At 69.8% G+C, this 23,234-nt stretch carries 21 protein-coding genes; 5 read left to right on the forward strand and 16 right to left on the reverse strand.

Features of this window, described 5'->3' with window-relative positions:
* Window positions 1-2: 2 nt before the first annotated feature.
* The 5 genes from mltG to rpsD all read right to left on the reverse strand — a co-directional run bounded on the left by mltG (window position 3) and on the right by rpsD (window position 5,813).
* On the reverse strand, window positions 3-1,607 hold the full coding sequence (gene mltG / locus NQ151_RS01255; RefSeq protein WP_257526769.1) for an endolytic transglycosylase MltG: 1,605 nt from the start codon (window positions 1,605-1,607) through the stop codon (window positions 3-5).
* Entirely contained in the window at window positions 1,607-2,080 is a 474-nt protein-coding gene (ruvX, locus tag NQ151_RS01260; RefSeq protein WP_257526770.1) for a Holliday junction resolvase RuvX, read from the reverse strand. The genes mltG and ruvX overlap by 1 nt, the downstream gene beginning before the upstream one ends.
* A complete protein-coding gene (gene alaS / locus NQ151_RS01265; protein WP_257526771.1) occupies window positions 2,077-4,746 on the reverse strand; it encodes an alanine--tRNA ligase in 2,670 nt (889 codons plus the stop codon). Before alaS ends, ruvX begins: the two co-directional genes overlap by 4 nt.
* Window positions 4,747-4,805: 59 nt before the next feature.
* Window positions 4,806-5,060: an ATPase gene (locus NQ151_RS01270; protein ID WP_257509821.1), complete on the reverse strand. Its 255-nt coding sequence runs from the start codon at window positions 5,058-5,060 to the stop codon at window positions 4,806-4,808.
* A 123-nt stretch (window positions 5,061-5,183) separates the two neighbouring features.
* A complete protein-coding gene (gene rpsD / locus NQ151_RS01275) occupies window positions 5,184-5,813 on the reverse strand; it encodes a 30S ribosomal protein S4 (RefSeq protein ID WP_257509820.1) in 630 nt (209 codons plus the stop codon).
* Window positions 5,814-6,092: 279 nt separating this feature from the next.
* Here rpsD and NQ151_RS01280 point away from each other — a divergent pair, with 279 nt between their 5' ends.
* On the forward strand, window positions 6,093-7,079 hold the full coding sequence (locus tag NQ151_RS01280; protein ID WP_257526772.1) for a putative endonuclease domain-containing protein: 987 nt from the start codon (window positions 6,093-6,095) through the stop codon (window positions 7,077-7,079).
* A gap of 182 nt (window positions 7,080-7,261) precedes the next feature.
* Here NQ151_RS01280 and NQ151_RS01285 read toward each other — a convergent pair whose 3' ends face one another.
* Window positions 7,262-8,533 carry an AAA family ATPase gene (locus tag NQ151_RS01285; protein ID WP_285891737.1) on the reverse strand — a complete coding sequence of 424 codons (1,272 nt, stop codon included), beginning with the start codon at window positions 8,531-8,533 and terminating at the stop codon, window positions 7,262-7,264.
* A gap of 166 nt (window positions 8,534-8,699) precedes the next feature.
* Here NQ151_RS01285 and NQ151_RS01290 point away from each other — a divergent pair, with 166 nt between their 5' ends.
* From NQ151_RS01290 to NQ151_RS01300, 3 genes are all read left to right on the forward strand, one after another.
* Window positions 8,700-8,990 carry a dioxygenase gene (locus NQ151_RS01290; RefSeq protein ID WP_257526774.1) on the forward strand — a complete coding sequence of 97 codons (291 nt, stop codon included), beginning with the start codon at window positions 8,700-8,702 and terminating at the stop codon, window positions 8,988-8,990.
* Window positions 8,991-9,065: 75 nt separating this feature from the next.
* A complete protein-coding gene (locus NQ151_RS01295; RefSeq protein ID WP_502883545.1) occupies window positions 9,066-10,766 on the forward strand; it encodes a DUF349 domain-containing protein in 1,701 nt (566 codons plus the stop codon).
* A 91-nt stretch (window positions 10,767-10,857) separates the two neighbouring features.
* Entirely contained in the window at window positions 10,858-11,430 is a 573-nt protein-coding gene (locus NQ151_RS01300; protein ID WP_257526775.1) for a type IV toxin-antitoxin system AbiEi family antitoxin, read from the forward strand.
* Here the strand turns inward: NQ151_RS01300 and NQ151_RS01305 are convergent.
* From NQ151_RS01305 to NQ151_RS01340, 8 genes are all read right to left on the reverse strand, one after another.
* Entirely contained in the window at window positions 11,417-13,663 is a 2,247-nt protein-coding gene (locus tag NQ151_RS01305) for a RelA/SpoT family protein (RefSeq protein ID WP_257509814.1), read from the reverse strand. The two genes, NQ151_RS01300 and NQ151_RS01305, sit on opposite strands and share 14 nt — an antisense overlap.
* A gap of 67 nt (window positions 13,664-13,730) precedes the next feature.
* Complete coding sequence (gene secF / locus NQ151_RS01310) at window positions 13,731-14,720, reverse strand: protein translocase subunit SecF (protein ID WP_257509813.1); 990 nt, start codon at window positions 14,718-14,720, stop codon at window positions 13,731-13,733.
* Window positions 14,720-16,447, reverse strand: coding sequence for a protein translocase subunit SecD (gene secD / locus NQ151_RS01315; protein ID WP_257509812.1), 1,728 nt, complete (start codon window positions 16,445-16,447; stop codon window positions 14,720-14,722). Before secD ends, secF begins: the two co-directional genes overlap by 1 nt.
* Before the next feature lie 43 nt (window positions 16,448-16,490).
* Window positions 16,491-16,943 (reverse strand): preprotein translocase subunit YajC, encoded by a 453-nt coding sequence (locus NQ151_RS01320; protein ID WP_257509811.1) that lies wholly within the window; start codon window positions 16,941-16,943, stop codon window positions 16,491-16,493.
* A gap of 79 nt (window positions 16,944-17,022) precedes the next feature.
* Window positions 17,023-18,078, reverse strand: coding sequence for a Holliday junction branch migration DNA helicase RuvB (gene ruvB / locus NQ151_RS01325; protein WP_257509810.1), 1,056 nt, complete (start codon window positions 18,076-18,078; stop codon window positions 17,023-17,025).
* Window positions 18,071-18,706 carry a Holliday junction branch migration protein RuvA gene (ruvA, locus tag NQ151_RS01330; protein WP_257526776.1) on the reverse strand — a complete coding sequence of 212 codons (636 nt, stop codon included), beginning with the start codon at window positions 18,704-18,706 and terminating at the stop codon, window positions 18,071-18,073. The genes ruvB and ruvA overlap by 8 nt, the downstream gene beginning before the upstream one ends.
* Before the next feature lie 64 nt (window positions 18,707-18,770).
* Entirely contained in the window at window positions 18,771-19,346 is a 576-nt protein-coding gene (gene ruvC / locus NQ151_RS01335) for a crossover junction endodeoxyribonuclease RuvC (RefSeq protein ID WP_257526777.1), read from the reverse strand.
* A gap of 64 nt (window positions 19,347-19,410) precedes the next feature.
* Window positions 19,411-20,175 (reverse strand): YebC/PmpR family DNA-binding transcriptional regulator, encoded by a 765-nt coding sequence (locus tag NQ151_RS01340; RefSeq protein WP_257526778.1) that lies wholly within the window; start codon window positions 20,173-20,175, stop codon window positions 19,411-19,413.
* Between the two features lie 95 nt (window positions 20,176-20,270).
* Here NQ151_RS01340 and NQ151_RS01345 point away from each other — a divergent pair, with 95 nt between their 5' ends.
* Window positions 20,271-21,650, forward strand: coding sequence for a pyridoxal phosphate-dependent decarboxylase family protein (locus NQ151_RS01345; protein ID WP_257526779.1), 1,380 nt, complete (start codon window positions 20,271-20,273; stop codon window positions 21,648-21,650).
* 12 nt (window positions 21,651-21,662) lie between these two features.
* On the opposite strand, the gene pdxT is transcribed toward NQ151_RS01345, so the two are convergent.
* The gene (gene pdxT / locus NQ151_RS01350; RefSeq protein WP_257526780.1) at window positions 21,663-22,253 is read right to left on the reverse strand and encodes a pyridoxal 5'-phosphate synthase glutaminase subunit PdxT; all 591 of its coding nucleotides are present in this window, start codon (window positions 22,251-22,253) and stop codon (window positions 21,663-21,665) included.
* A gap of 2 nt (window positions 22,254-22,255) precedes the next feature.
* Complete coding sequence (gene pdxS / locus NQ151_RS01355) at window positions 22,256-23,146, reverse strand: pyridoxal 5'-phosphate synthase lyase subunit PdxS (protein WP_257509804.1); 891 nt, start codon at window positions 23,144-23,146, stop codon at window positions 22,256-22,258.
* Window positions 23,147-23,234: the final 88 nt, after the last annotated feature.

Consider the following 23,234-nt stretch of genomic DNA (forward strand, 5'->3'; position numbering starts at 1 on the left):
CCTCAGCAGCCTGAGTCGGGGTGGTCGGCACACCACTGCTGCCACTGCTTGACAGCCGCTTCGTGCTCGGCGCCGGTGTTCGTGAACACCGTCTCACCGGTATCGAGGTTCACCGTGACGAAGTACATCCAGGGGCCGTCGGCAGGATGCATGGCCGCATCGATAGCCAGATCGCCCGGGTTGGCGATGGGCCCGACCGGCAGACCGGGGTGCACGTACGTGTTCCACGGGTTGTCATCCTCGAGCGCCTCTTGCGAGGAGCTGACGGTGCCGTCGTGCATCTCGTTGAAGCCGTACTGCGCGGTGGAGTCCATCTGCAGCAGGCCCGAGGTCTCGGTGTTGTCGGGCGAGAGCCGGTTCTGGATGACGCGCGACACCTTGTAGAAGTCGTCCTCGAAACGCGCTTCCCGTTCGATGATCGATGCGATCGTGAGGATCTCGTGCCGGCGTTCCACCGGCACGCCCGCGTTGTCCAGCGATTGCACCGTGCGATCGACGAGCGTGCGGATGACGTCGGGCGCGGTGACTCCCGGGTCGAACGTGTAGGTCGCCGGGAACAGCCAGCCCTCGAGGCTGTCGCCGGGTACGCCGTAGTCGGCGGGGTTGGCCACGGCGGCCTGGAAATCTTCGATGGGAAGTTGCAGCCCGTCGGCCAGCGCCTGCAGCGAGTCCTCGACGGTGAGCCCTTCGCGCAGTTGTGCGGTGTCGGAGAGCTTGTTGGCCGGATCCAGCAGCGCCTCGAGGGCGGCGGCGGAGGTCATCCGCTGCTGCAGCTGGAAGACGCCGGGCTGGAACTCGGGGTTCTGGCCCGTCTCGATGAGATGGTCGTAGAACGCGTCGGGGGTCTTGGTGACGCCCGCTTCGAAGAGCTTCTGGGAGATCGGCTCTCCGGTGTCGCCGGAGATGATCGCGACGGTGGCCTCGCCGGTGGCCTCACCGGCGAGGTAGTCCTTCGGCTCCTCCCACCCCATGAGCTCGCGGATGGGTTCTTCGTAGGTGTTCCACACCCACAGCCCGCCGGCGGCGATACCGCCCAGCAGCAGCAGGACGATGCCCAGGGCGACCCAGCCGCCGATGCGGCGGCGGCGCTTGTTCGGTGGCGGTGGTGGGGCGCCCACCTCGTTGGTGGACACCTCGCCGGTGAACAGTGCGTCGAGCGTGGCGGTCGCGGCGGGGCGCGGCGCAGCGCGCAGCGGCGCGGGATCGCCGCTGGCCGTGACGGCAGCCGAAGCGGAAGGTGCGTCCGTTGCCGGCACGGATGCCGCGGCGGGCACGGGTGCCGGCGTCGACTCGGGTGACTCCGCGGGCACCGGTGCGGCGGCCGTGGTGTCGCGCGTGGCGGCGCGGGCCGCGCGGCGCGAGATGGCGCTGCCGAGCGTCGTGTTCGCGCCGGTGGTGGCGTCCGATCCCCTCGCGGGAGCGCTCCCGCTGGCGCCGTCTGCCACGGGCGGCTCGGCCACCCGGTCATCCGCCGCGGGGCCGGCCGTGGGGCCTCCCGCCGCCGGCGATTCCGTCGCCCGGGCGGCGCCGATACGGTGCCGGGGGTCGGGCAGCTTGCCGAACAGGTCGGCAAACGGATCGTCGAACGGTGTGGAAGGTGAGGGCATCAGGCGGGCTCCTGGGCCGGCGGTATCGGGGTTCCGGGCGGTCGCCCCGTGCTCTTCTCGACGTCGAGTGCATGCTGCAGCAACACGACCGCGGCGACCTGATCGACAATGCTACGAGAATCTCGCTGGGAACGCCCGCTTTGTCGCAAAGCCGCATGGGCCGAAACGGTGCTGAGCCGCTCATCGACGAGCCGCACCGCCGTGGCATCCGCCGCCGCAAGCTCCGCCGCGAACGCCCGCGCATCCGCCGTGGAGGGGGTGTCGTTGCCGCTGAGATTCAGCGGCAACCCGACGAGCAGTTCGACCGCGCCGTACTCGGCGGCGATCTCCCGCACGCGCGTCACCGCTCGCTCATCGCGCGGCACCGTCTCCACCGGGACCGCCAGCATGCCGTCGGGGTCGCTGCGTGCAACGCCCACGCGGGCCTTGCCCACGTCGACGCCGATCCGCACTCCCCGCCGAAAGCCGCTCACGCCGCCTGCGACTCCAGCGCGCTGGATATCGCCGTCAGTGCGGTCGGCAGCGCCGCGGCATCCGTTCCGCCGCCCTGCGCGACGTCATCGCGGCCGCCGCCGCCGCCGCCCAGTGCTGCCGCCGCCGCCTTGGCAAGGGTGCCTGCTTTGGCACCGGCGGCGCGCGCGGTGTCGTTGGTCGCCACGATCACGACGGCGCGGCCGCCGACGTCGGCGCCCAGCGCGACCACGGTGGCAGCGTCGGAGCCCAGGCGGTCGCGCACCTGCAGCGCGAGCGAGCGGACGTCGTCGGCGGATCCGGCGGTGCCCAGAGACTGCGCGACGACCTGGAACCGGCCGATGCGCTGCGCGGATGCCACCAGCTGCGGCAGCCGCTCGCCCAGGGCGCGTGCCTCGAACTGCGCGATCTTCTTCTCCGCGGCCTTGAGATTTGCGGCGAGTTCGGCGATGCGGGTCGGCAGCTGATCACGCGGGGTCTTCAGCGTGGTCGTCAGCTGCGACACGATGGCGCGCTCGGCGGCCAGTTCGCGGAACGCGTCCAAGCCCACCAGCGCTTCCACGCGGCGGTTGGAGGCACCCACCGACGACTCGCCGACGAGGTTCACCAGCCCGATCTCCGCGCTGGAGGAAACGTGCGTGCCACCGCAGAGCTCGCGTGACCACGGCCCCCCGATGTCGACCATGCGCACCACGTCGCCGTACTTCTCACCGAACAGCGCCTGGGCGCCCAGTGACTTGGCCTCGCCCAGCGGCAGCACGCGCGTGGTGACCTCGAGGTTGTCGCGCACCGCGTTGTTGGCGATCTCTTCGATCTCGCTGCGCGTTTCGGGAGACAGCGACTGACCCCACGTGAAGTCGAAGCGGAGGTACCCGGCACGGTTGAGTGAACCCGCCTGGGTGGCGGAGGTGCCGAGGGTGTCGCGCAGTGCGGCGTGCACGAGGTGCGTCGCGGAGTGGGCCTGACGCGCGGCCCGCCGGTTGGCGGCATCCACGATCGTCGTCGCCGGTTGTCCGACACCGACCTCGCCTGTGGTCACCTCGACGGTGTGGCTGATGAGGCCCGCCACGGGGCGCTGCACGTCGATCACGTCGAGTTCGTAGCCCGGCCCGACGATGACGCCCTTGTCGGCGACCTGACCGCCGGACTCGGCGTACAGGGCCGTCTCGGCCAGGATGACCTCCGCGATCTGACCGGTGGTGGCGCGGTCGACCGAGGTGCCGTCGACGAGGATGCCGAGCACGCTCGACTCCGTCTCGAGGTCCGTGTAGCCGGTGAAGACCGTCTCGCCGTGCGCACGGAAGCTGCGGTAGATGCTGGTGTCCGCCAGGAGGCGCTTGCGGGACCGCGCGTCTGCCTTGGCACGGTCGCGCTGCTCCTTCATGAGGGAGTCGAACGCGGCACGGTCGACGGTCAGCCCCGCCTCTTCGGCGACCTCGAGGGTGAGGTCGATCGGGAAGCCGTAGGTGTCATGCAGCAGGAACGCCTCGGCACCGGCCATCGTCGTGCCGCCGGCCGCGCGGGTCTGCGCGAGCGAGTCGTCGAGAATGCTCTCCCCCGCTGCCAGCGTCCGCAGGAACGTCGCCTCTTCGGCGAGGGCGTACTGCGAGATGCGAGCCCAGTCGGTCTGGACCTCGGGGTAGGCGTCCTTCATCGCGTCGCGGGAGGCGGCGAACAGGTCGGCGAAGGTGGGACCTTCGACGCCCAGCAGGCGCATCGAGCGGATGGCGCGGCGCATGAGCCGGCGCAGGATGTAGCCACGGCCGTCGTTGGCGGGGGTGACCCCGTCGGCGAGCAGCATGAGCGACGAGCGGACGTGGTCGGCGATGACGCGGAAGCGCACATCGTCCTCGTGGTTCGCGCCGTACGTGCGGCCCGACAGGGCGACCGCCTTGTCGAGCACCGGACGGACCTGGTCGGTCTCGTACATGTTGTCGACGCCCTGCTTGATGAACGCGATGCGCTCCAGGCCCATGCCGGTGTCGATGTTCTTGTTGGGCAGGTCGCCGACGATATCGAAGTCGTACTTCGAGCGGACGTTGGTGATCTCGTACTGCATGAACACGAGGTTCCAGATCTCCACGTACCGGTCGTCATCGGTGGCGGGGCCGCCGTCGATCCCGTAGGCGGGGCCCCGGTCGAAGAAGATCTCCGAGCAGGGTCCGGCCGGACCGGGCAGGCCCGTGCTCCAGTAGTTCGTGTCCTTGCCCAGCCGCTGGATGCGATCCGCGGGCAGGCCGGCGATCTGCTGCCACAGGGCGAACGCCTCGTCGTCTTCTTCGTAGACGGTGACCCAGAGGTCCTTCGCGTCGAAACCCAGGCCGCCGTCGGCCTCAGACGTCGTCAGCAGCTCCCAGGCGTAGCGGATCGCGCCTTCCTTGAAGTAGTCGCCGAACGACCAGTTGCCGAGCATCTGGAAGAACGTGCCGTGACGAGGAGTCTTGCCGACCTCTTCGATGTCGTTCGTGCGCAGGCACTTCTGCACGTCGGCGACGCGCGTGTACGGAGCGGGGACGTCACCGCTGAGGTACGGGATGAACGGCACCATTCCCGCCACGGTGAACAGCAGGGCGGGGTCGTCGGTCACGAGCGAGGCGGACGGCACGATGACGTGGCCGTTCTTCTCGAAGTAGTCGAGGTAACGCTGGGCGATCTCAGCGGTCTTCATTCGGGTGTCCTCGAAGGCAGGGTCCAGCCCCGCAACGGAGGTCGGACGGGTGGGGGAAGTCAGTCAGCGGCCGGCGTGGCGGCAGCAGGCGTTGCGGCAGAGACGGCGGAGACGGCGGCGGACGTGGCGGCGTCGACGACCTCTGTCAGGCGCGCCTCCTGCTCGCGGTAGGCGTCGCCGATGCGGTCGGTGAACTCCGAGACGCGGGCGTCGAGGTCGGCCATCACCTCGTGCCCGCGCGGGTCCTTGTCGATCAGGTGCGCCAGGACGAAGCCACCGGCGATTCCCAGGACGAACCACACCAGTTTCTTCACGTCACCACATCCTCGTTTTACGCGCCGCGTTCGGTGGCGCGGTTCAATGTTAGGTGCAAACGGCGAAGGGCGCCGGGTTGCCCCGACGCCCTCCACTCGTAACCTTCGCGGTCTGACCGGGGGTCAGCGCGCGGCGTAGTACTCGACGACGAGCTGCACGTCACACGTGACGGGCACCTCAGCGCGCTTCGGGCGACGCACGAGGCGCGCCTGCAGCTTGTCGAGTTCAACCTCGAGGTAGCCCGGAACGGGGGGCAGAACCTCGGCGTGGCCGCCGGCGGCAGCGACCTGGAAAGGCTCGATGCTCTCGCTCTTGGCACGGACGTGGATGAGCTGACCCGGCTTCACGCGGAACGACGGGCGGTCCACGGTCTGGCCGTCGACCAGGATGTGGCGGTGCACGACGAGCTGGCGGGCCTGTGCGGTGGTGCGGGCGAAGCCGGCACGCACGACGAGGGCATCCAGTCGCATTTCGAGCAGCTCGACGAGGTTCTCACCCGTCAGGCCGTCCTTGCGACGGGCCTCGTTGAACGTGTTGCGCATCTGCTTCTCGCGGATGCCGTACTGCTCGCGCAGACGCTGCTTCTCGCGGAGACGGACGGCGTAGTCGCTGTCCTGCTTGCGCTTGGTGCGGCCGTGCTCACCGGGAGCGTAGGGACGCTTCTCGAGGTAGCGGGCGGCCTTCGGGGTCAGAGCGATGCCGAGGGCGCGTGACAGACGCACCTTACGGCGGTCCTGGGACTTCGTAGCCACGAAGTGATCCTTCCGATGACGTGGCCGCGTCTTTCGCGGCTCACGGACGTATCGCCTCTCCTCGCCCTATCCGGACTGCACGCCGGGGCACGCCGGTAGGTGTTCAAGAGAAGAGGGGATGCCCGAAAACTGGGTTTCGAGCCGGTCAAGCCTAACAGATCAGCCCGCGGAGCGATCTGAGTGCGGGCGTGCTCTGCACAGGGGCAGGATGTGACAGGTTCTCCACGATGCGGGGTGCTCGGGTGACGGGTGGGTCGCCCGGCCGACGAGAGTGGGCGGATGCCACTCCCCGCACCGCTCCCACCCGGCCTCGGGGACGTGTTCGCGCGCGCCGACGCCGTCGCAGCGGGAGTCACCGCGCGCCGCCTGCGGGCGAGGGATCTGCAGGCGCCCTTTCGCGGCAGCCGGGAACGGATGCCGCCGGCGCCCGACCGCGAGGCGGCGGCATCCGAGGTCGAACCAGCGACGCTGGACGTCGTGTTTCGTGAGCAGGTGCTGCGGTGCGCTCGCGCCTACGTGCCGGTCATGGCGCCGCACGCGTTCTTCGCGGCCCGCACCGCGGCGGTGATCCACGGGCTCCCGCTGGAGCCCGGCGAGGACCTCGACGTCGCCGTCGTCGCCCCGCACCGGGCGCCGCGGCGGCGCGGCATCCGCGGCACGAAGGTGGATGCCGCGTTGGTCGCGGTGCGCGAGCACGCCGGGCTGCGGGTCACCAGTCCCGCATCGACCTGGGCCATGCTCGGTGCCGAACTGGGTGTGCGCGAGCTCGTGCGTCTGGGCGACGCGATCGTGCGGGTCCCCCGCGACGCGGGCGGCGCTCCCCTGCCGCAGGAGCGCCTCGGCAGCCTGGCGCAACTGACCGCCGCGGCGGCCGCAGGCCGGCGACGCGGCGCGGCCAGCCTGCGGGAGGCGCTGACGCTCATCCGGGTGGGCAGCAGCTCACCGCTGGAGACCGACTTCCGCCTCGATGCCGCCGCGGCGGGGCTTCCCGAGCCTGAGTTGGACGTCGAGATCCGCGACCGGCGTGGGCGCCTGCTCGGCATCAGCGAGTTCGCGTATCCGCAGTTCTGTACCGTCGTGGAGGTCGAGGGCGACCACCACCGCACCAATCGCCGGCAGTGGAACCGCGACATCGAGAAGTACGCGGCCTACGTCGCCGAGGGGTGGGAGGTGGTCAGGCTCACGTCCCTGCACATCCGCGGGCGGCATCCTCGCGCCGTCGACATCGTGGCCGGCGTCCTGCGTCGCCACGGCTGGCGCGGTTAGTGCCCGCGCTTCGAGTGGCAGCTGTTGTCGCTGCGGGCGCGCGGCAGCGGCACGAACTGCCACCTGAACAATGCAGGACCCGGTTCAGGTGGCAGTTGTGGTCGCTTGTCGTGCGCGCAAGCGGCACGAACTGCCACCTGAGCGCGAGCGGCGGGCGGATGCCACGGCGCGCGGGCCAGCGGCTACTCGCCGAGGATCTTGCGGATCTTCTCCACGCGCGCGGCGATGTCGCGTTCCTGGCCGCGGGCGGTCGGCTCGTAGTAGCGCCGCCCTCGCAGCTCATCGGGCAGGTACTGCTGGCGGGCCACCCCCACCTCGGTGTCGTGCGGGTACACGTACCCCTTGCCGTGGCCGAGGCGCTTGGCGCCGGGGTAGTGGGCGTCGCGCAGGTGCAGCGGCACCCGGCCGAACCCGCCGGCGCGGACGTCCGCGATGGCCTTGTCGATCGCGAGGTATGCCGCGTTGGACTTCGCCGTGGTCGCAAGGTACGCGGTCGCCTCGGCGAGCGGGATGCGGCCTTCCGGCATCCCGATGAAGGCGACGGCGTCGGCGGCGGCGACCGCTATGCGCAGCGCCTGCGGGTCGGCCAGGCCGATGTCCTCGGCGGCGGAGATCACCAGCCGCCGCGCGATGAACCGGGGGTCCTCCCCCGCCTCGATCATGCGGGCGAGGTAGTGCAGCGAGGCATCCACATCGGAGCCGCGGATCGATTTGATGAACGCGCTGATGACGTCGTAGTGCTCGTCGCCCTGTCGGTCGTACCGCAGCAGCGCCCGGTCGACCGCCTGCGCGACGTGCTCGGAAGTGATCTCGGCAGGGCCGTCACCGTCGGGCTCAGCCATGGATGCCGCAGCCTCCAGCGCCGTCAGCGCGCGGCGTGCGTCGCCTGAGGCCAGCCGGATGAGCGCGGCGCGGGCGTCGTCGTTCAGCGTGACGGCCCCGGCGAGCCCGCGCGCGTCGGTCACGGCGCGGTCCACGAGCAGCCCGAGGTCCTCGTCGGTAAGCGGCTGCAGGGTCAGCAGCAGCGACCGCGACAGCAGCGGCGAGATCACCGAGAACGACGGGTTCTCGGTGGTCGCCGCGATGAGCACGACCCAGCCGTTCTCCACGCCGGGCAGCAGCGCGTCCTGCTGCGCCTTGGTGAAGCGGTGGATCTCATCGAGGAACAGGATCGTGGACTGGCCGTAGAGGTCGCGTTGGGTCAGCGCCTCCTGCATCACCTCGCGCACGTCCTTGACGCCGGCGGTCACGGCCGACAGCTCCACGAAGCGGCGGCCGGAGGACCGGGCCACCGCCTGCGCAAGCGTCGTCTTGCCGGTGCCGGGAGGGCCCCAGAGGATGACGGAGGATGCCGCAGCGCCGCGGGTCTCCGTCGATGCGAGCGCGACCAGCGGCGAGCCGGGGCGCAGCAGATGGCGCTGCCCGGCGACCTCGTCGAGCGAGATAGGGCGCATGCGGACGGGCAGCGGCGTCTGGCCCTGGAAGAGCGCCGTGGGGGTTGTCACTCCTCCAGGCTAATCGCGCCCGCCGACGCCGGCGCCGCGCGCCGTTTTGCGGCACGCTTTCAGGGCCGCGTAGGCTCAGGCGCAGCCCGGGCACCCGGGATAGAGGGAGGGTTCCGTGGCAGCTGCGGCGAAGGGGCACGTCGATCGTGCCGCACGGGAGCGAGCGCGGGTCTATCAGGCACGCCAGGAGTACCACCGCGGGCAGGCTCGCCGCCGTGTTCGCGACAACGTGATCGCCGGCGTCGCGGGCGGCGCCCTCGTGCTGGCCATCATCGGCGGACAGGTGCTGTACTACACCGCAGGCCCCGGCGTACCCGAGCCGGAGCCGACCCCCACCCCGACACAGACCCCCATGCCGCCGACGCCCGAGCCGACGCCTACCCCTGAGCCGACAACCACCCCCTGACCCGGGCCCCCTGCCGTACTAGGCTGTGAGCCGACCACCAGCGAAGGCGGCGTAAGCCGCGACGAGGACTATTCCGTGAACGCCGCAGCAGAGCCCACCGACACCCCCGACACCGACGCGCCCACCAGTGACGCACCCGAGACGGGTGAAGCCGTCGCGCCCGAGGCGCCGGCTGTGGCCGAGCCCGAAGCCACCGAGCCTCCTCAGACCGTGGAAGCCGCGGTCGCCGAAACGCCCGCCGAAGAGCCCGCGGCTGAAGAGCCTGCGGCTGAAGAGCCTGCGGCTGAAGAGCCTGCGGCTGAAGAGCCCGCGGCTGAAGAGCCCGCGGCTGAAGAGCCCGCCGCCGACGAGCCCGCGGCTGAAGAGCCCGCAGGCGACGAGCCCGCAGCCGAAGAGCCTGCGGCTGAAGAGCCTGCGGCTGAAGAGCCCGCAGCCGAAGAGCCCGCGGCTGACGAGTCGGCAGCGCCCGCCCCGACTCCTGCTCCGGGACCGCGTCCGATGCCCCGCGGACCCCAGACGGCCGTCAAGCCCGTCACCACCCCGTCGGCTCCGGCCGCCGCGTGGGGCCGCGTCGACGATGACGGCACCGTGTCGGTGCGCGAGGGCGAATCCTGGCGCGTCGTCGGCCAGTACCCTGACGGCACGCACGAAGAGGCCCTGGCCTACTTCGAGCGCAAGTTCACCGACCTGGCCAGCGAAGTCACGCTGCTGGAGGTGCGTCACCGCCGCGGCGGCGCATCCGCTGCTGACCTGCGCTCGGCCGTGGCGCTGGTGCGCGGCAAGCTGACCGATGCCATGGCCGTCGGCGACCTCGCCGCGCTGAACGCCCGCGTGGACGCGTTGGATGCCGAGCTGGCCGAGGCATCCGAGTCCGAAGTCGCCGCAGCCCGCGAAGCCGTCGATCAGGCGGTGGTCCACCGCACCCATCTCGTGGAGCAGGCCGAGGCCCTCGCTGCCCGCGACCCCCGGTCGGTGCAGTGGAAGCAGGCCACAAGCGAGATGTCGGAGCTGTTCGACAAGTGGCAGGCGCACCAGCAGACCGGTCCGCGGCTTCCCAAGTCGCAGGCGCAGGCCCTGTGGAAGCGATTCCGCGACGCACGTGCGATCGTCGACAAGCACCGCCGCGAGTTCTACGCCGAGCTCGATGAGACGCACAAGGTCGCCCGCGACCGGAAGACCCGGCTGGTGGAGCGCGCCGAAGCGCTCGCCCCGCGTGGTGAAGACGGCATCGCCGCCTACCGCGACCTGCTCGACGAGTGGAAGAACTCCGGTCGTGCCGGCAAGAAGGTCGACGACGCGCTGTGGGCACGGTTCAAGGCCGCCGGTGACGCGCTGTACGGCGCCCGCGCCGAGCGTGAGCACGCGGATGTCGAGGCATCGCGGGAGAAGATCGACGCCCGTCGCGCCCTGCTGGTCGAGGCTGCAGCGGTGTCCGACGAGAAGAACATCGCCAAGGCCCGCCAGTTGCTCACCGCCATCCAGCGCCGCTGGGACGACATCGGGCGCATCTTCCCGCGCGAAGCGGAACGGGCCCTCGACGACGACCTCCGCAAGATCGAGCAGGCGTTGCAGACCCGCGAGCAGACCGACTGGAAGCGCAACAACCCCGAGACGAAGGCGCGTGCCAACGACATGACGCGTCAGCTCAACGACGCCATCGAGAAGCTCGAGGCCGAGGTCGAGGCTGCCCGCAAGGCCGGCGACGCCCGTGCCGAGGCCGCCGCCACCGAGGCGCTGGCCGCCCGCAAGGCGTGGTTGTCGGCACTCGGCGGCTGACGCTTCCCGCACAGCGCTCACACGGCCCCGACTGTCCACAGTCGGGGCCGTTGCGCGTCCGGGCAGCGGCCCGATGCGCGACGATGGCGACATGGCGTCGCCGTTCCTCTACTTCCCCGGTGGGCCGCTGTCGGCTGCCGAACTGGCGGCGGCGCGCCTGGACGGCGACGTCGTGGAAGTCGGCGAGGGCTACATGCCCGCCGATGCTGTCGAGACCTACGAACTGCGTGCCGGTTCGCTCGCCCCGCTGGTGGGCGACGCTCTCGCCGCGACCCACCTCAGCGCGGCCTGGGTGCACGGTGCACTGGACGACCCGCCGACCCGCCACGCCGTGCAGCGCATCACGGTGCGTCGCCTGTCGCAGGTGATCGATCTGCGGGTGCGTTACCGTGACCTGCGGCTGCCGCCCGAGGACGTCACGGTCATCTGCGGCGTCGCCGTCACCACTCCCGCGCGCACGCTGGCGGACCTCGTCCGCTCCCGCGACGACGCCGACCGTGCCGGAGCGCTGCGCATGATCGCCCATCGACCCGCCCTCATCGACGCCGCGCTGGCGTGGCTGGCCCTGAGCGGACCGGTGCACGACAAACGACCGGCAGCTCAGTTCCTGCGCGAGCGTCGGGAGGACGCGAACGTCGGGTGCCCGATGGTCAGGACGAGGTGACGCGGTAGACGTCGTAGACGGCGTCGATGCGGCGAACCGCGTTCAGTACGCGGTCCAGATGCACGGTGTCGCCCATCTCGAACACGAAGCGGCTGATCGCCAGCCGGTCGTTGGTCGTCGAGACGCTCGCCGAGAGGATGTTGACGTGATGCTCGCTGAGCACACGGGTCACGTCGCTGAGCAGGCCGGAGCGATCGAGGGCCTCCACCTGGATGTGCACCAGGAACAGGCTCTTGGTCGTGGGGGCCCACTCGACATCGATGAGTCGCTCGCGATCGGCCATGAGCGCCTGCACGTTCGTGCAGTCCGCCCGGTGCACCGAGACCCCGCTGCCGCGCGTGACGAAGCCGATGACCTGATCGCCGGGCACCGGAGTGCAGCACTTCGCCAGCTTGACGAGGATGTCCGGTGCGCCGCGTACGAGGATGCCGGAGTCACTGCTGCGCGGCTGGCGGGACCGACCGACGTGCGGTAGGTCGATGGGACCGGTCGTGGTGTCGTGGCTGACCAGCGAGGTGACCTTCTCGATCACCGACTGGGTGGAGACATGCCCCTCGCCGACAGCGGCGTACAGTGCCGACACGTCCTCGTAGCGCAGCTGGTGCGCGACATCGGCGAACGAGTCCTGACTCATCAGACGCTGCAGCGGCAGGTTCTGGCGGCGCATCGCCCGTGCGATGGCCTCCTTGCCCTGCTCGATCGCCTCTTCGCGGCGCTCCTTGGTGAACCAGCCGCGGATCTTGCTGCGCGCACGCGTGCTCTTGACGAAGCTCAGCCAGTCTTGGCTGGGGCCGGCATCGGGGTTCTTCGAGGTGAACACCTCGACCACGTCGCCGCTCTTGAGCTCGGACTCCAGCGGCACCAGGCGGCCGTTGACCTTCGCACCCATGGTGCGGTGGCCCACTTCCGTGTGCACGGCGTACGCGAAGTCGACCGGGGTGGCCCCGGCGGTCAGTCCGATCACACGACCCTTGGGCGTGAAGACGTAGACCTCTTTCGCGCCGATCTCGAAGCGCAGCGAGTCCAGGAACTCCCCCGGGTCGGCCGTCTCGGCCTGCCAGTCGGAGATGTGGGCGAGCCACGCCATGTCGGATTCGACCGACTTGGGGTCGATCTTCCCGCCGGCCATCCGCTCCTTGTACTTCCAATGCGCCGCAACGCCGTACTCGGCCTGCTGGTGCATCTCGTTGGTGCGGATCTGGATCTCCACCGTGCGTCCGCCAGGACCGATGACGGTCGTGTGCAGCGACTGATAGAGATTGAACTTGGGCGTGGCGATGTAGTCCTTGAACCGGCCGGGCAGCGGCGTCCAGCGGGCATGCAGGGCGCCGAGCACGGCATAGCAGTCGCGCACGGTGTTCACCAGAACGCGGATGCCGATGAGGTCGTAGATGTCGTCGAACTCGCGACCTCGGACGACCATCTTCTGGTACACGGAGTACAGCTGCTTGGGGCGGCCCATGATGCGGCCGCGGATGCGCAGTTCCCGCAGATCCGACTCGACGGCTTCGATCACGGACTGCACGTACTGCTCGCGCTGCGGGGTGCGCTGTTTGACGAGACTGTCGATCTCGGCGTAGAGCTTCGGGTGCAGCACCGCGAACGAGAGGTCTTCCAGCTCTGACTTCACAGCCTGGATGCCGAGCCGATGTGCCAGCGGAGCGTAGATCTCGAGAGTCTCGGTCGCCTTCTTCTGCGCCTTCTCGGGCGGGACGAACCCCCACGTGCGCGCGTTGTGCAGGCGGTCGGCCAGCTTGATCAGCAGCACGCGGATGTCGCGCGACATCGCGACGATCATCTTGCGCACGGTCTCGGCCTGTGCCGCATCGCCGTACTTGACCTTGTCGAGCTTGGTGACGCCGTCCACGAGCATCGCGACTTCGTCGCCGAAGTCGGCGGTGAGCTGGTCAAGCGGGTAGTCGGTGTCCTCGACGGTGTCGTGCAGCAGGGCGGCGGCGATCGCGCGAGGTCCTAGACCCAGGTCGGCGAGGATCTGCGCGACGGCGAGGGGGTGGGTGATGTACGGCTCGCCACTCTGCCGCTTCTGACCCTCGTGGGCCTGATCGGCGGTCGCGTAGGCGCGTTCGATGATCGCCAGATCACCCTTGGGGTGATGCGTCCGCACCGTGCGCAGCAGTTGGTTGACGTCATCGCGACGCGCCGCGCGCGAGAAGATGCGGGGTACGAGGCGGCGCAGTGACGACGTTTGGGCGGCAGGCACCGTCTCTGTCATGTGCTCACCTCCGGTTAACTGTCAACCCGCTTATTCTACGTCCGGCCGGTTGGCGAACGCCTGAACGTCACTCTTCGCCGAGAGCGAGGGCACGCGCTGCGCGCGTCCGGGCATCGCGTTCCTTGATCGCCGGCTCGCTCTCGCGCAGCAGCGAGTAAAGCGGAGCAGCGACGAACAGGGTGGAGTATGCCGCGACGATCGTGCCGACGAAGATCGACAGCGAGATGTCGGTGAGGGTCTGCGCACCGAGCCACAGCGCACCGATGAACAGGATCGCGCCGGTGGGGAGGATCGCCACGATCGTGGTGTTGATCGAGCGCACCAGGGTCTGGTTCACCGCGAGGTTGACCGATTCGCCGAAGAGGCGCCCGGACATCTCGCCGTCCTCCAGCGTGTTCTCCCTGATCTTGTCGAACACCACCGTCGTGTCGTACAGCGCGTAGGAGAGGATCGTGAGGAACCCGATCACCGCCGCCGGGGAGATCTCGAACCCGCAGAGGGCGTAGACGCCCACCGTGATGATCAGCACGTCGACCAGGCCGATGATGGCCGCGGCCGACATCTTCCAGGTGCGGAAGTACAGCGCGAGGATCAGGAAGGTCAGCGCGAGGAAGATCGCCAGGCCCCACAGCGACTGGCGGGTGACATCGGCGCCCCAGCTGGGACCGATGAACGAGGAAGTCACCTCGGCCGCATCGACGCCGTAGGCCTGCGCGAGGGCGGCGGAGACATCGAACGTCTCGGCATCCGTCATCTGGTCGGTCTGCACGCGGATCGCTTCGCCGCCGATGGTCGTGACCTTCGTCGTGGCGTCGGGGACGACCGACTGCACTGCTTCGGTTGCCAGCGCCTGGTCGGTCTCGGCGACGTTGGAGACGGTGAACTGCGAGCCGCCGGTGAACTCGATCGAGAACTGGATGGGGCGCAGCAGCGGCACGAGGGCCGAACCGATCACCAGGATGGCCGCGAGGATGAACCACACGCGACGCTTGCCGACGAACGGGAACGAGGTCTTGCCGGTGTAGAGGTCGTTGCCGACGCTGCTCATGGTGCGCATCAGTGGTCGCCCTCCTTCGTGCGGATCGAATCGCTTCCGCGCTTGCTGGCAGCCAACTCGGCTTGCTTGCGCTCGGCGATCGTCTGCCGCCGCTCCGCCTCGCCCTTGGCGCGGCTCGCGCGCTTCCCGGCCGCGCCCTTGGCCGCGATCGTGGGATTGCGGAACTGCGCGCGCCCCCGGTAGACCGCGCCGAGCGCTTCGGGATCGAGCCCGGAAAGCGGATGGCCGGACCCGAAGAACCGGGTGCGGGCGAGCAGTTGCAGCACCGGGTGGGTGAACAGGATGAAGATGACGATGTCGATGACGGTGGTCAGCCCCAGCGTGAAGGCGAAGCCCTTGACCGTGGCATCGGCAAGCACGTACAGCACGACGGCGGCGAGGATGTTGATCGACTTGGAGATGTAGATCGTGCGCTTCGCGCGGCCCCAGCCGTCTTCCACCGCGCCGGTGATGCTCTTGCCGTCGCGCAACTCGTCACGGATTCGTTCGAAGTACACGATGAACGAGTCGGCGGTGAAGCCGATCGAGACGATCACACCCGCGACGCCGGCCAGCGACAGGCGGAAGCCCATCCGCCACGCCAGGATGCACAGGGCGAGGTAGGTGAGCACGCCCATGACCAGCAGGGAAGCGATGATGATGAACCCGAGCGCGCGGTAGACCACGACCGAGTACAGCGCCACGAGCGCCAGACCGATCAGGCCGGCGATCAGACCGATCTGCAGTTGCTGCGAGCCGAGCGTGGCCGAGATCGTGCTGGAGCTTTGCACCTCGAAGCTCAGCGGCAGGGCGCCGTACTTGAGCTGGTCGGCGAGGGTCTGGGCCGACTCCTGCGTGAAGCTGCCGGTGATCTGCGGCTTGCCGTCGAGGATCACGGCGTTCATCGACGGAGCAGACAGCACGTCGCCGTCCAGCACGAACGCGAACTGGTTCAGCGGTGCGGTCTGGTTGTACAGCCGCTGGCTGATCTTGCCGAACGTGTCGGTGCCCTCGTTGTCGAAGACGAGGTTCACGGCCCACTGGCCGTTCTGCTGCACGATGCCGTGACTCGCGTCGGAGATCGCCGAACCGTCCAGCTCTACCGGGCCCAGGAGGTACTTGACCGTGCCCGACGGGTCACAGGTGATCAGCGGCTCGTTCGCCGGCGCCGACGCGGGGTCGTTCGCCGGATCCGCGCAGTCGTAGGCGAGGAACGCGGCCTCCAGGGCCGGGGTCACCCACGCCATGTCGCTACCGTTTGTGGGCTCGGTGGTGGGTTCGGACGGCAGTGCCGGGTCCGGAGTGGGATAGGGCGTCTCGGCGCCGTCTTCGCCGACGAACGTGTTCGCCGGCGCGCCGGTGTACAGCACGGCGCGCAACTGCAGCTGAGCGGAGCGCTCGATGCGCTCCCGTGTCGCCTCGTCGGCCTCACCGGGGATCTGCACCACGATGTTGCGGCCACCCTCGGTGGTCACATCCGCCTCGCCGACGCCGGAGGCATCCACGCGCTGACGGATGATCGTCACCGCCTGGTCCATCTGCTCGGCAGTGGGATTGGCGCCGTCCTCGGTCTGCGCCTCCAGGACGATCTGGGTGCCGCCCTGCAGGTCGAGGGCGAGTTCGGGGAGCCAGGAGCTCTTGCCGAACACGTGCACGCCGAGCGCGTTGATGCCGAACATGATGGCGGTGATGACCAGGAGTCCGGTCAGTGCGCGCCAGGCATGCCGGACGGGAGTGGGAGTGGCCACGAGTGGTCAGCTTTCTCGGACGCCGCCGAGGCGGCGAGGCGGATCAGGCCTGGGGCTTGGTGCCCGGGTCGGTGTCGGTCGACTCACCCGAAGCGCGCTTGCGGTCGTCGTCGATCGAAGTGATCTCGCCGTCGGCGACATCGGCGATGTACTCGGCCTCGTCAGCCTCGGCTACGGCGAACTCGTCTTCGGTGACGACGCCGTCGGCAGGATCGATGACCCGCAGGATGGCCTGGCTGTGGACCTTGATGTCGACGCCGGGGGCGATCTCGACGATCGCGGGCTGGTCGAGGTTCTCGGGGTCGTACGCGACGATCGTGCCGTACAGGCCGCCCTGCAGCAGCACCTCGGCACCGGGGACGGTCTGCTGGGCCTTGGCCTCCTGCTCCGCCTTCTGCTTCTGCATGCGGCGACGCGAGCTCCAGAACATGAAGACCAGCAGCAGGCCGAGGAGGATGATGAGGCCGTACTCGGCGAAAAAGACAGCGAAGTCCATGGAGGTGGGATCACTTTCGGTTCGGGTCTGCCGGTGGGGGCAGCCCAGCAAGGGAGAATGCGGCGAGAGCCTTCAGTGATTATAGGTCATCGACGCGCAGCACCCCGTCGGCGTGCGGCACACGAAGATGCGCGTATGCCTCGGGCGTCGCGATGCGACCACGCGGGGTGCGTCCCATGAATCCGATACGCACGAGATACGGCTCCACGACCGACTCGATGGTCTCGGCTTCTTCACCGACGGTGACCGCCAGTGTGCTCAGCCCCACCGGGCCACCGCGGAACCGTCGCACGACGGCGTCGAGCACCGCGCGGTCCAGTCGATCCAGACCGATCGGGTCGACGTCGTACAGCTCCAGCGCCGCCTGGACATCGGCGTGGGTGGCAGCCGGTCCCCCATCGGCGGCGCTGGTGCGACCCGACTCGCCGTGCACGATCACGTAGTCCCGCACGCGGCGCAGCAGCCGGTTGGCGATGCGGGGGGTGCCGCGCGAACGGCGGGCGATCTCGGAACGCGCCTGCTGCGGCAGCCCCAGGCCCAGTACCATCGCGGAGCGCTCGATGACGCGCTCCAGCTCTTCGGGCTCGTAGTACTCCAGATGGGCGGTGAAGCCGAAGCGGTCGCGCAGCGGGTTGGGAAGCATGCCGGAGCGGGTGGTCGCCCCCACGAGGGTGAACGGCGCCAGCTCCAGCGGGATGCTGGTGGCGCCGGCGCCCTTTCCCACCATGATGTCGATGCGGAAGTCCTCCATCGCGAGGTACAGCATCTCTTCGGCGGAGCGGGCCATGCGGTGGATCTCGTCGATGAACAGCACTTCGCCTGGTGTGAGGCTCGACAGCAGCGCCGCCATGTCGCCGGCGTGCTGGATGGCAGGACCCGACGACAGCCGCAGCGGCCGTTCGCTCTCGTGCGCGACGATCATCGCCAGCGTCGTTTTGCCGAGCCCCGGCGGCCCGGAAAGCAGGATGTGGTCGGCGGGGCGCTGCTGGATGCGCGCGGCTTCCAGCAGCAGCTGCAGCTGGCCGCGCACCTTCTGCTGGCCGACGAACTCGGCCAGTGACGCCGGGCGCAGCGCGCCCTCGACGGCGAGTTCGATGTCGTCCTGCGGCTCGGCGGGGTCGATCACGTCATCCACCGGCAGGCTCCTTGCGGGCGGGACCCAGGTGGGCGAGAGTCAGCCGCAGCAGGGTGGAGACATTGGTGCGGTCGCCATCGGATGCCGCATCGGCGACGGGACCGGCGGCTTCCGCCGCGATCCGCTCGCTCCAGCCGAGACCGACGAGGGCGGCCACCACCTGGGCGAGCACCTTCTCGTGCGGCGTGCCGGCACCCGGGGCGGCTGTGGCTCCCGCCACGAGGGCGATGTCCTGCAGCTTGCCTGCCAGCTGCACCACGATGAGCTTCGCGGTCTTCGGCCCGATGCCCGACACCCGGCGGAACGGCGCATCGTCCTCATCGGCGACGGCCTGGGCGATCTGGGACACGGTGAGGGCGGCGAGCACACCCAGCGCCGACTTCGGCCCGACGCCGGAGACGCTGATCAGCTGCAGGAAGACGGCGAGCTCGTCGCGGGACTGGAACCCGAACAGCGCCAGCGCGTCTTCGCGCACCACCAGGTGCGTGTGCAACACGATCTCGTCACCCACATGGAATCCGCGGGACAGCTGCGGGGTCACCGCGATGGAGAAGCCGACGCCGCCGACGTCGACGATGACGGTGTCGGAATCGAGGTGCAGCACGCGGCCGCGGGCGGAGGAGATCATGCCCCGAGCCTACGGCCGGGTTCGGACGTTTGTTCGAGCGACACGCACACCCGCCGCCTGGGGGTTACCGCTTCGCGAGGCGTGCGGCATCCGCCCAGGCGCGCTGCGCCGGGGTGAGCGCAGCCGCCGGTGCGCCGCCGCCGGACGATGCCCCACCTCGCCACGCGTGACACAGCGCCAGCGCGAGGGCGTCGGCGGCGTCGGCGGGCTGCGGCAGCGCGTCCAGCCGCAGGACGCGGGCGACCATCGTCTGCACCTGCAGCTTGTCGGCGGAGCCGTAGCCGGTGACGGCTGCCTTCACCTCGGAGGGCGTATGGGTGGCGGCGGGCAGGCCCCGCTCCCCCGCCAGCAGGAGCGCGATGCCGCTGGCCTGCGCAGTGCCCATGACGGTGCTGCGGTTCTGCTGCGCGAAGACGCGCTCCACAGCGACGACATCGGGCAGGTGCTCGTCCATGACGGCGCGCAGCCCCGCCGCGATCGCCGCGAGGCGCTGCTCGATCGGCATCGACGGCTCGGTGCGCACGACGCCCACGTGCACGAGCGTCGCGGAGCGGTTGCGCGCCACGTCGACGACACCGACGCCGCAGCGGGTCAGGCCGGGGTCGACGCCGAGCACGCGGAGGATGCCGGAGGATGCCACCGGATCACGCTAACCCGCCCGTCTCGGCATCCGTTCCAGGCGCACCGCAGGCGCCCAGGTGCGATCACTCCTCGTGCGCGCTCTCCAGCTCCGCCTGCACCTCGGGGGTCAGATCGAAGTTGCTGAACACGTTCTGCACGTCGTCGCTGTCTTCGAGCGCGTCGATGAGGCGGAAGACCTTGCGTGCGGTGTCGGCGTCGATCTCGACCTTGAGGTTCGGGACGAACTCCACATCGGCCGACTCATAGTCGATGCCGGCGTCCTGCAGCGCCGTGCGCACCTTCACGAGGTCGGAGGCCTCGGTGATGACCTCGAACCCCTGCCCGTGGGGCAGGATCTCCTCGGCGCCGGCGTCGAGGACGGCCAGCATGACGTCGTCCTCGGACGTGTTCTCCGAGGACACCACGATGACGCCCTTGCGGGTGAAGTTGTAGGCGACGCTGCCGGGGTCGGCGAGATTGCCGCCGTTGCGCGACAGTGCCGTGCGCACTTCGGCCGCGGCGCGGTTCTTGTTGTCGGTCAGACACTCGATCATGAGTGCCACCCCGTTGGGGCCGTAGCCCTCGTACATGATCGAGGTGTACTCGACGGCCTCTCCCCCGATGCCCGCACCGCGCTTGATGGCGCGGTCGATGTTGTCGTTGGGGACGGACGTCTTCTTCGCCTTCTGAATGGCGTCGTAGAGCGTCGGGTTGCCTGCGAGATCCGCACCGCCGAGCTTGGCAGCGACCTCGATGTTCTTGATGAGCTTGGCGAACGACTTGGCGCGGCGACTGTCGATGACGGCCTTCTTGTGCTTCGTCGTCGCCCACTTGGAGTGGCCGGACATGCGCCAAGTCTACGGGGCGCGGCCGTCACCGCATCGCCCATCCGTGCGCAACCGGGAGGGTGGTGGCGCTGCCCCGACCGGAGGACACTTTCGTCATGGACGAGAGGCAGCGGGCCCTTGCCGCCGCGCACGCCGCGGCGGACGCCTTCTTCGACGGACTGGACGAGCGACCGGTGTGGCCGCGGGCGAGCCTGGACGAGATGCTCGAGACGTTCTCCGGCCCGTTGCCGGAGGACGGGACGGATGCCGCCGATGTCGTGGCCGAGCTCGCGGCCAAGGCCGATCCCGGTCTGGTAGCGATCCCCGGCGGGCGGTTCTTCGGATTCGTGATCGGGGCGACGCTTCCGGCTGCATTGGCCGCGGACTGGTTGGTGTCGGTGTGGGACCAGAACTCCGGCTCCTCCACCATGACCACGTCCATCGTGGCGCTGGAGCGCACCGCGGGGTTGTGGGTGTGCGAGTTGCTGGGACTGCCGCCGGCATCGTCGGTGGGATTCGTCACCGGGGCGCAGATGTCGAACTACGTGTGTCTGGCCGCGGCTCACAACGCCGTGCTGCGCGATGCCGGGTGGGACATGGCCCGGCAGGGGTTGCGCGGGGCACCGCCGGTGCGGTTCGTCGTGGGAGCCGATCGACACGGGGCCGTCGATCGCTCGTTGCGCTTCGGCGGAGTCGGCTCGGACGAAATCACCGTCGTGGCATCCGACGAGGAAGGACGGATGCTCCCCGACGCGCTTGCCGAGGCGCTCGCGACAGGGGACGGACCGGCGGTGGTGTGCCTGCAGGCCGGTGAGGTGCACACCGGCGCGTTCGACCCGTTCGCTGAGCTCATCCCGATCGCGCGCCGGTCGGGTGCCTGGGTGCACGTCGACGGCGCGTTCGGGTTGTGGGCGGCTGCCGCCCCGGCGCTGCGGGACCTGACTGCCGGTGTCGGCGGCGCCGACTCGTGGTCGACCGACGCGCACAAGACCCTCAACGTGCCGTATGACTGCGGCATGGCGATCGTGCGGGACTCGGCCGACTCGATCGCGATGTTCCACGCCGGCGGTGACTACCTCATACACACGAGCCTGGACCCGTGGGACGTCACGCCCGAGCTGTCACGTCGCGGCCGGGGCGTGCCGGCGTGGGCCGCGCTGCGTGCGCTGGGCAGGCGCGGTGTGGCGGAGCTCGTCGAGCGGCTGCATCGCCGCGCCAAGCAGCTTGAGCAGGGGCTGCGCGCCATCCCTGGGATCACCGTCATCAACGACGTGGTCTACACGCAGGTGATGTTCCGCCTCGATGCCGACGAGGCCACCCGCGCACTCGGGGCCGCGATCCTCGCCGATGGCACCGCGGCGCTCACCGGCGCGCAGTGGCGCGGCAGGGCCGTGCTGCGCTGCTCGATGTCGAGCTGGGCCACCACCCCCGAAGACGTCGATCGCACCCTCGCTGCGATCGCGCGCCTCGCGCGGGAGGTCGCCGCGGGCGCCTGAGCCCGGTGCGGGTCAGGCGGCGCGCATCAGCTCCAGCAGCAGTGCGTGGAAGCGGTGCTCCCCCGTCATCTCGGGGTGGAACGCGGTGCCCAGCAGCGTGCCCTGGCGCACCGCGACGACGCTGCCGTCCTCGAGCGTCGCCAGCGGCTCCACCCCCGGGCCCGCCTGGGTCACCCGCGGCGCGCGGATGAACACCGCGTGCACGGGGCGGTCCCCCAGCGCCGGCACGTCGAGGTCGGTCTCGAAGGAGTCGACCTGACCACCGAACGCGTTGCGCTGCACCGTCACGTCGATGCCGCCGAAGGTCTGCTGCCCCGGGGCGCCGTCGGTGATGCGATCGGCCAGCAGGATCAGCCCGGCGCACGTGCCGTACACCGGCATCCGCTCGGCGATGCGCTCACGCAGCGGCTGAAAGAGGCCGAACGCCCGCGACAGCTTGTCGATGACGCTCGATTCGCCGCCGGGCACCACGAGACCGTCGACGGATGCCAGTTCGGCGGGGGTCCGCACCGGCACCGCCTCCGCTCCCAGGAGAGTCAGCACCCGCAGGTGCTCGCGCACGTCGCCCTGCAGGGCGAGCACGCCGGCGCGGGGTCGGGCCACGACTACCAGCCGCGGTCGGCCAGGCGGTGCGGCGCCGCCAGGTCGGCGACGTTGATGCCCACCATCGCCTCACCCAGGCCCCGCGACACCTCCGCGACGACCTTGGCGTCGTCGTAGAACGTCGTGGCCTTGACGATCGCCGCTGCCCGCTCTGCCGGGTTGCCGCTCTTGAAGATGCCGGATCCCACGAACACGCCGTCGGCGCCCAGTTGCATCATCATCGCGGCGTCGGCAGGGGTGGCCACGCCACCGGCGACGAACAGCACGACGGGCAGCTGCCCCGTCTCGGCGACTTCGGCCACCAGGTCGTACGGTGCCTGCAGCTCCTTCGCCGCGACATACAGCTCATCCCGGCTCATCGAACGCAGCGCGGCGATTTCCCCCTTGATCTTGCGGATGTGCTTGGTGGCCTCTGATACGTCGCCGGTGCCCGCCTCACCCTTGGACCGGATCATCGCCGCACCCTCGGTGATGCGTCGCAGCGCCTCGCCCAGGTTCGTCGCGCCGCAGACGAACGGCACCGTGAAGCCCCACTTGTCGATGTGGTTGGCGTAGTCGGCGGGTGAGAGCACCTCGGACTCGTCGATGTAGTCGACACCGAGGTGCTGCAGGACCTGCGCCTCGACGAAGTGGCCGATGCGGGCCTTGGCCATCACCGGGATGGACACCGACGCGATGATGTCGTCGATGAGGTCGGGGTCGCTCATGCGGGCCACTCCCCCCTGCGCGCGGATGTCGGCGGGGACGCGCTCGAGGGCCATCACGGCGACGGCGCCGGCATCCTCGGCCAGGCGGGCCTGCTCCGCGGTGACGACATCCATGATGACGCCGCCCTTGAGCATTTCGGCGAGACCGCGCTTGACGCGGGCACTCCCGGTGGTGGTGGTGGACATGGCCGGCTCCCCTCCGGCGCGTCGACGCACCGCTTGATCTTTGACCTATGCCAGAAGCTAGCATGTCCTGAGCTGTAGGTTCAGAGGG

The organism is Microbacterium sp. zg-YB36, assembly GCF_024623575.2.
In the GTDB taxonomy this organism is placed as follows: domain Bacteria; phylum Actinomycetota; class Actinomycetes; order Actinomycetales; family Microbacteriaceae; genus Microbacterium.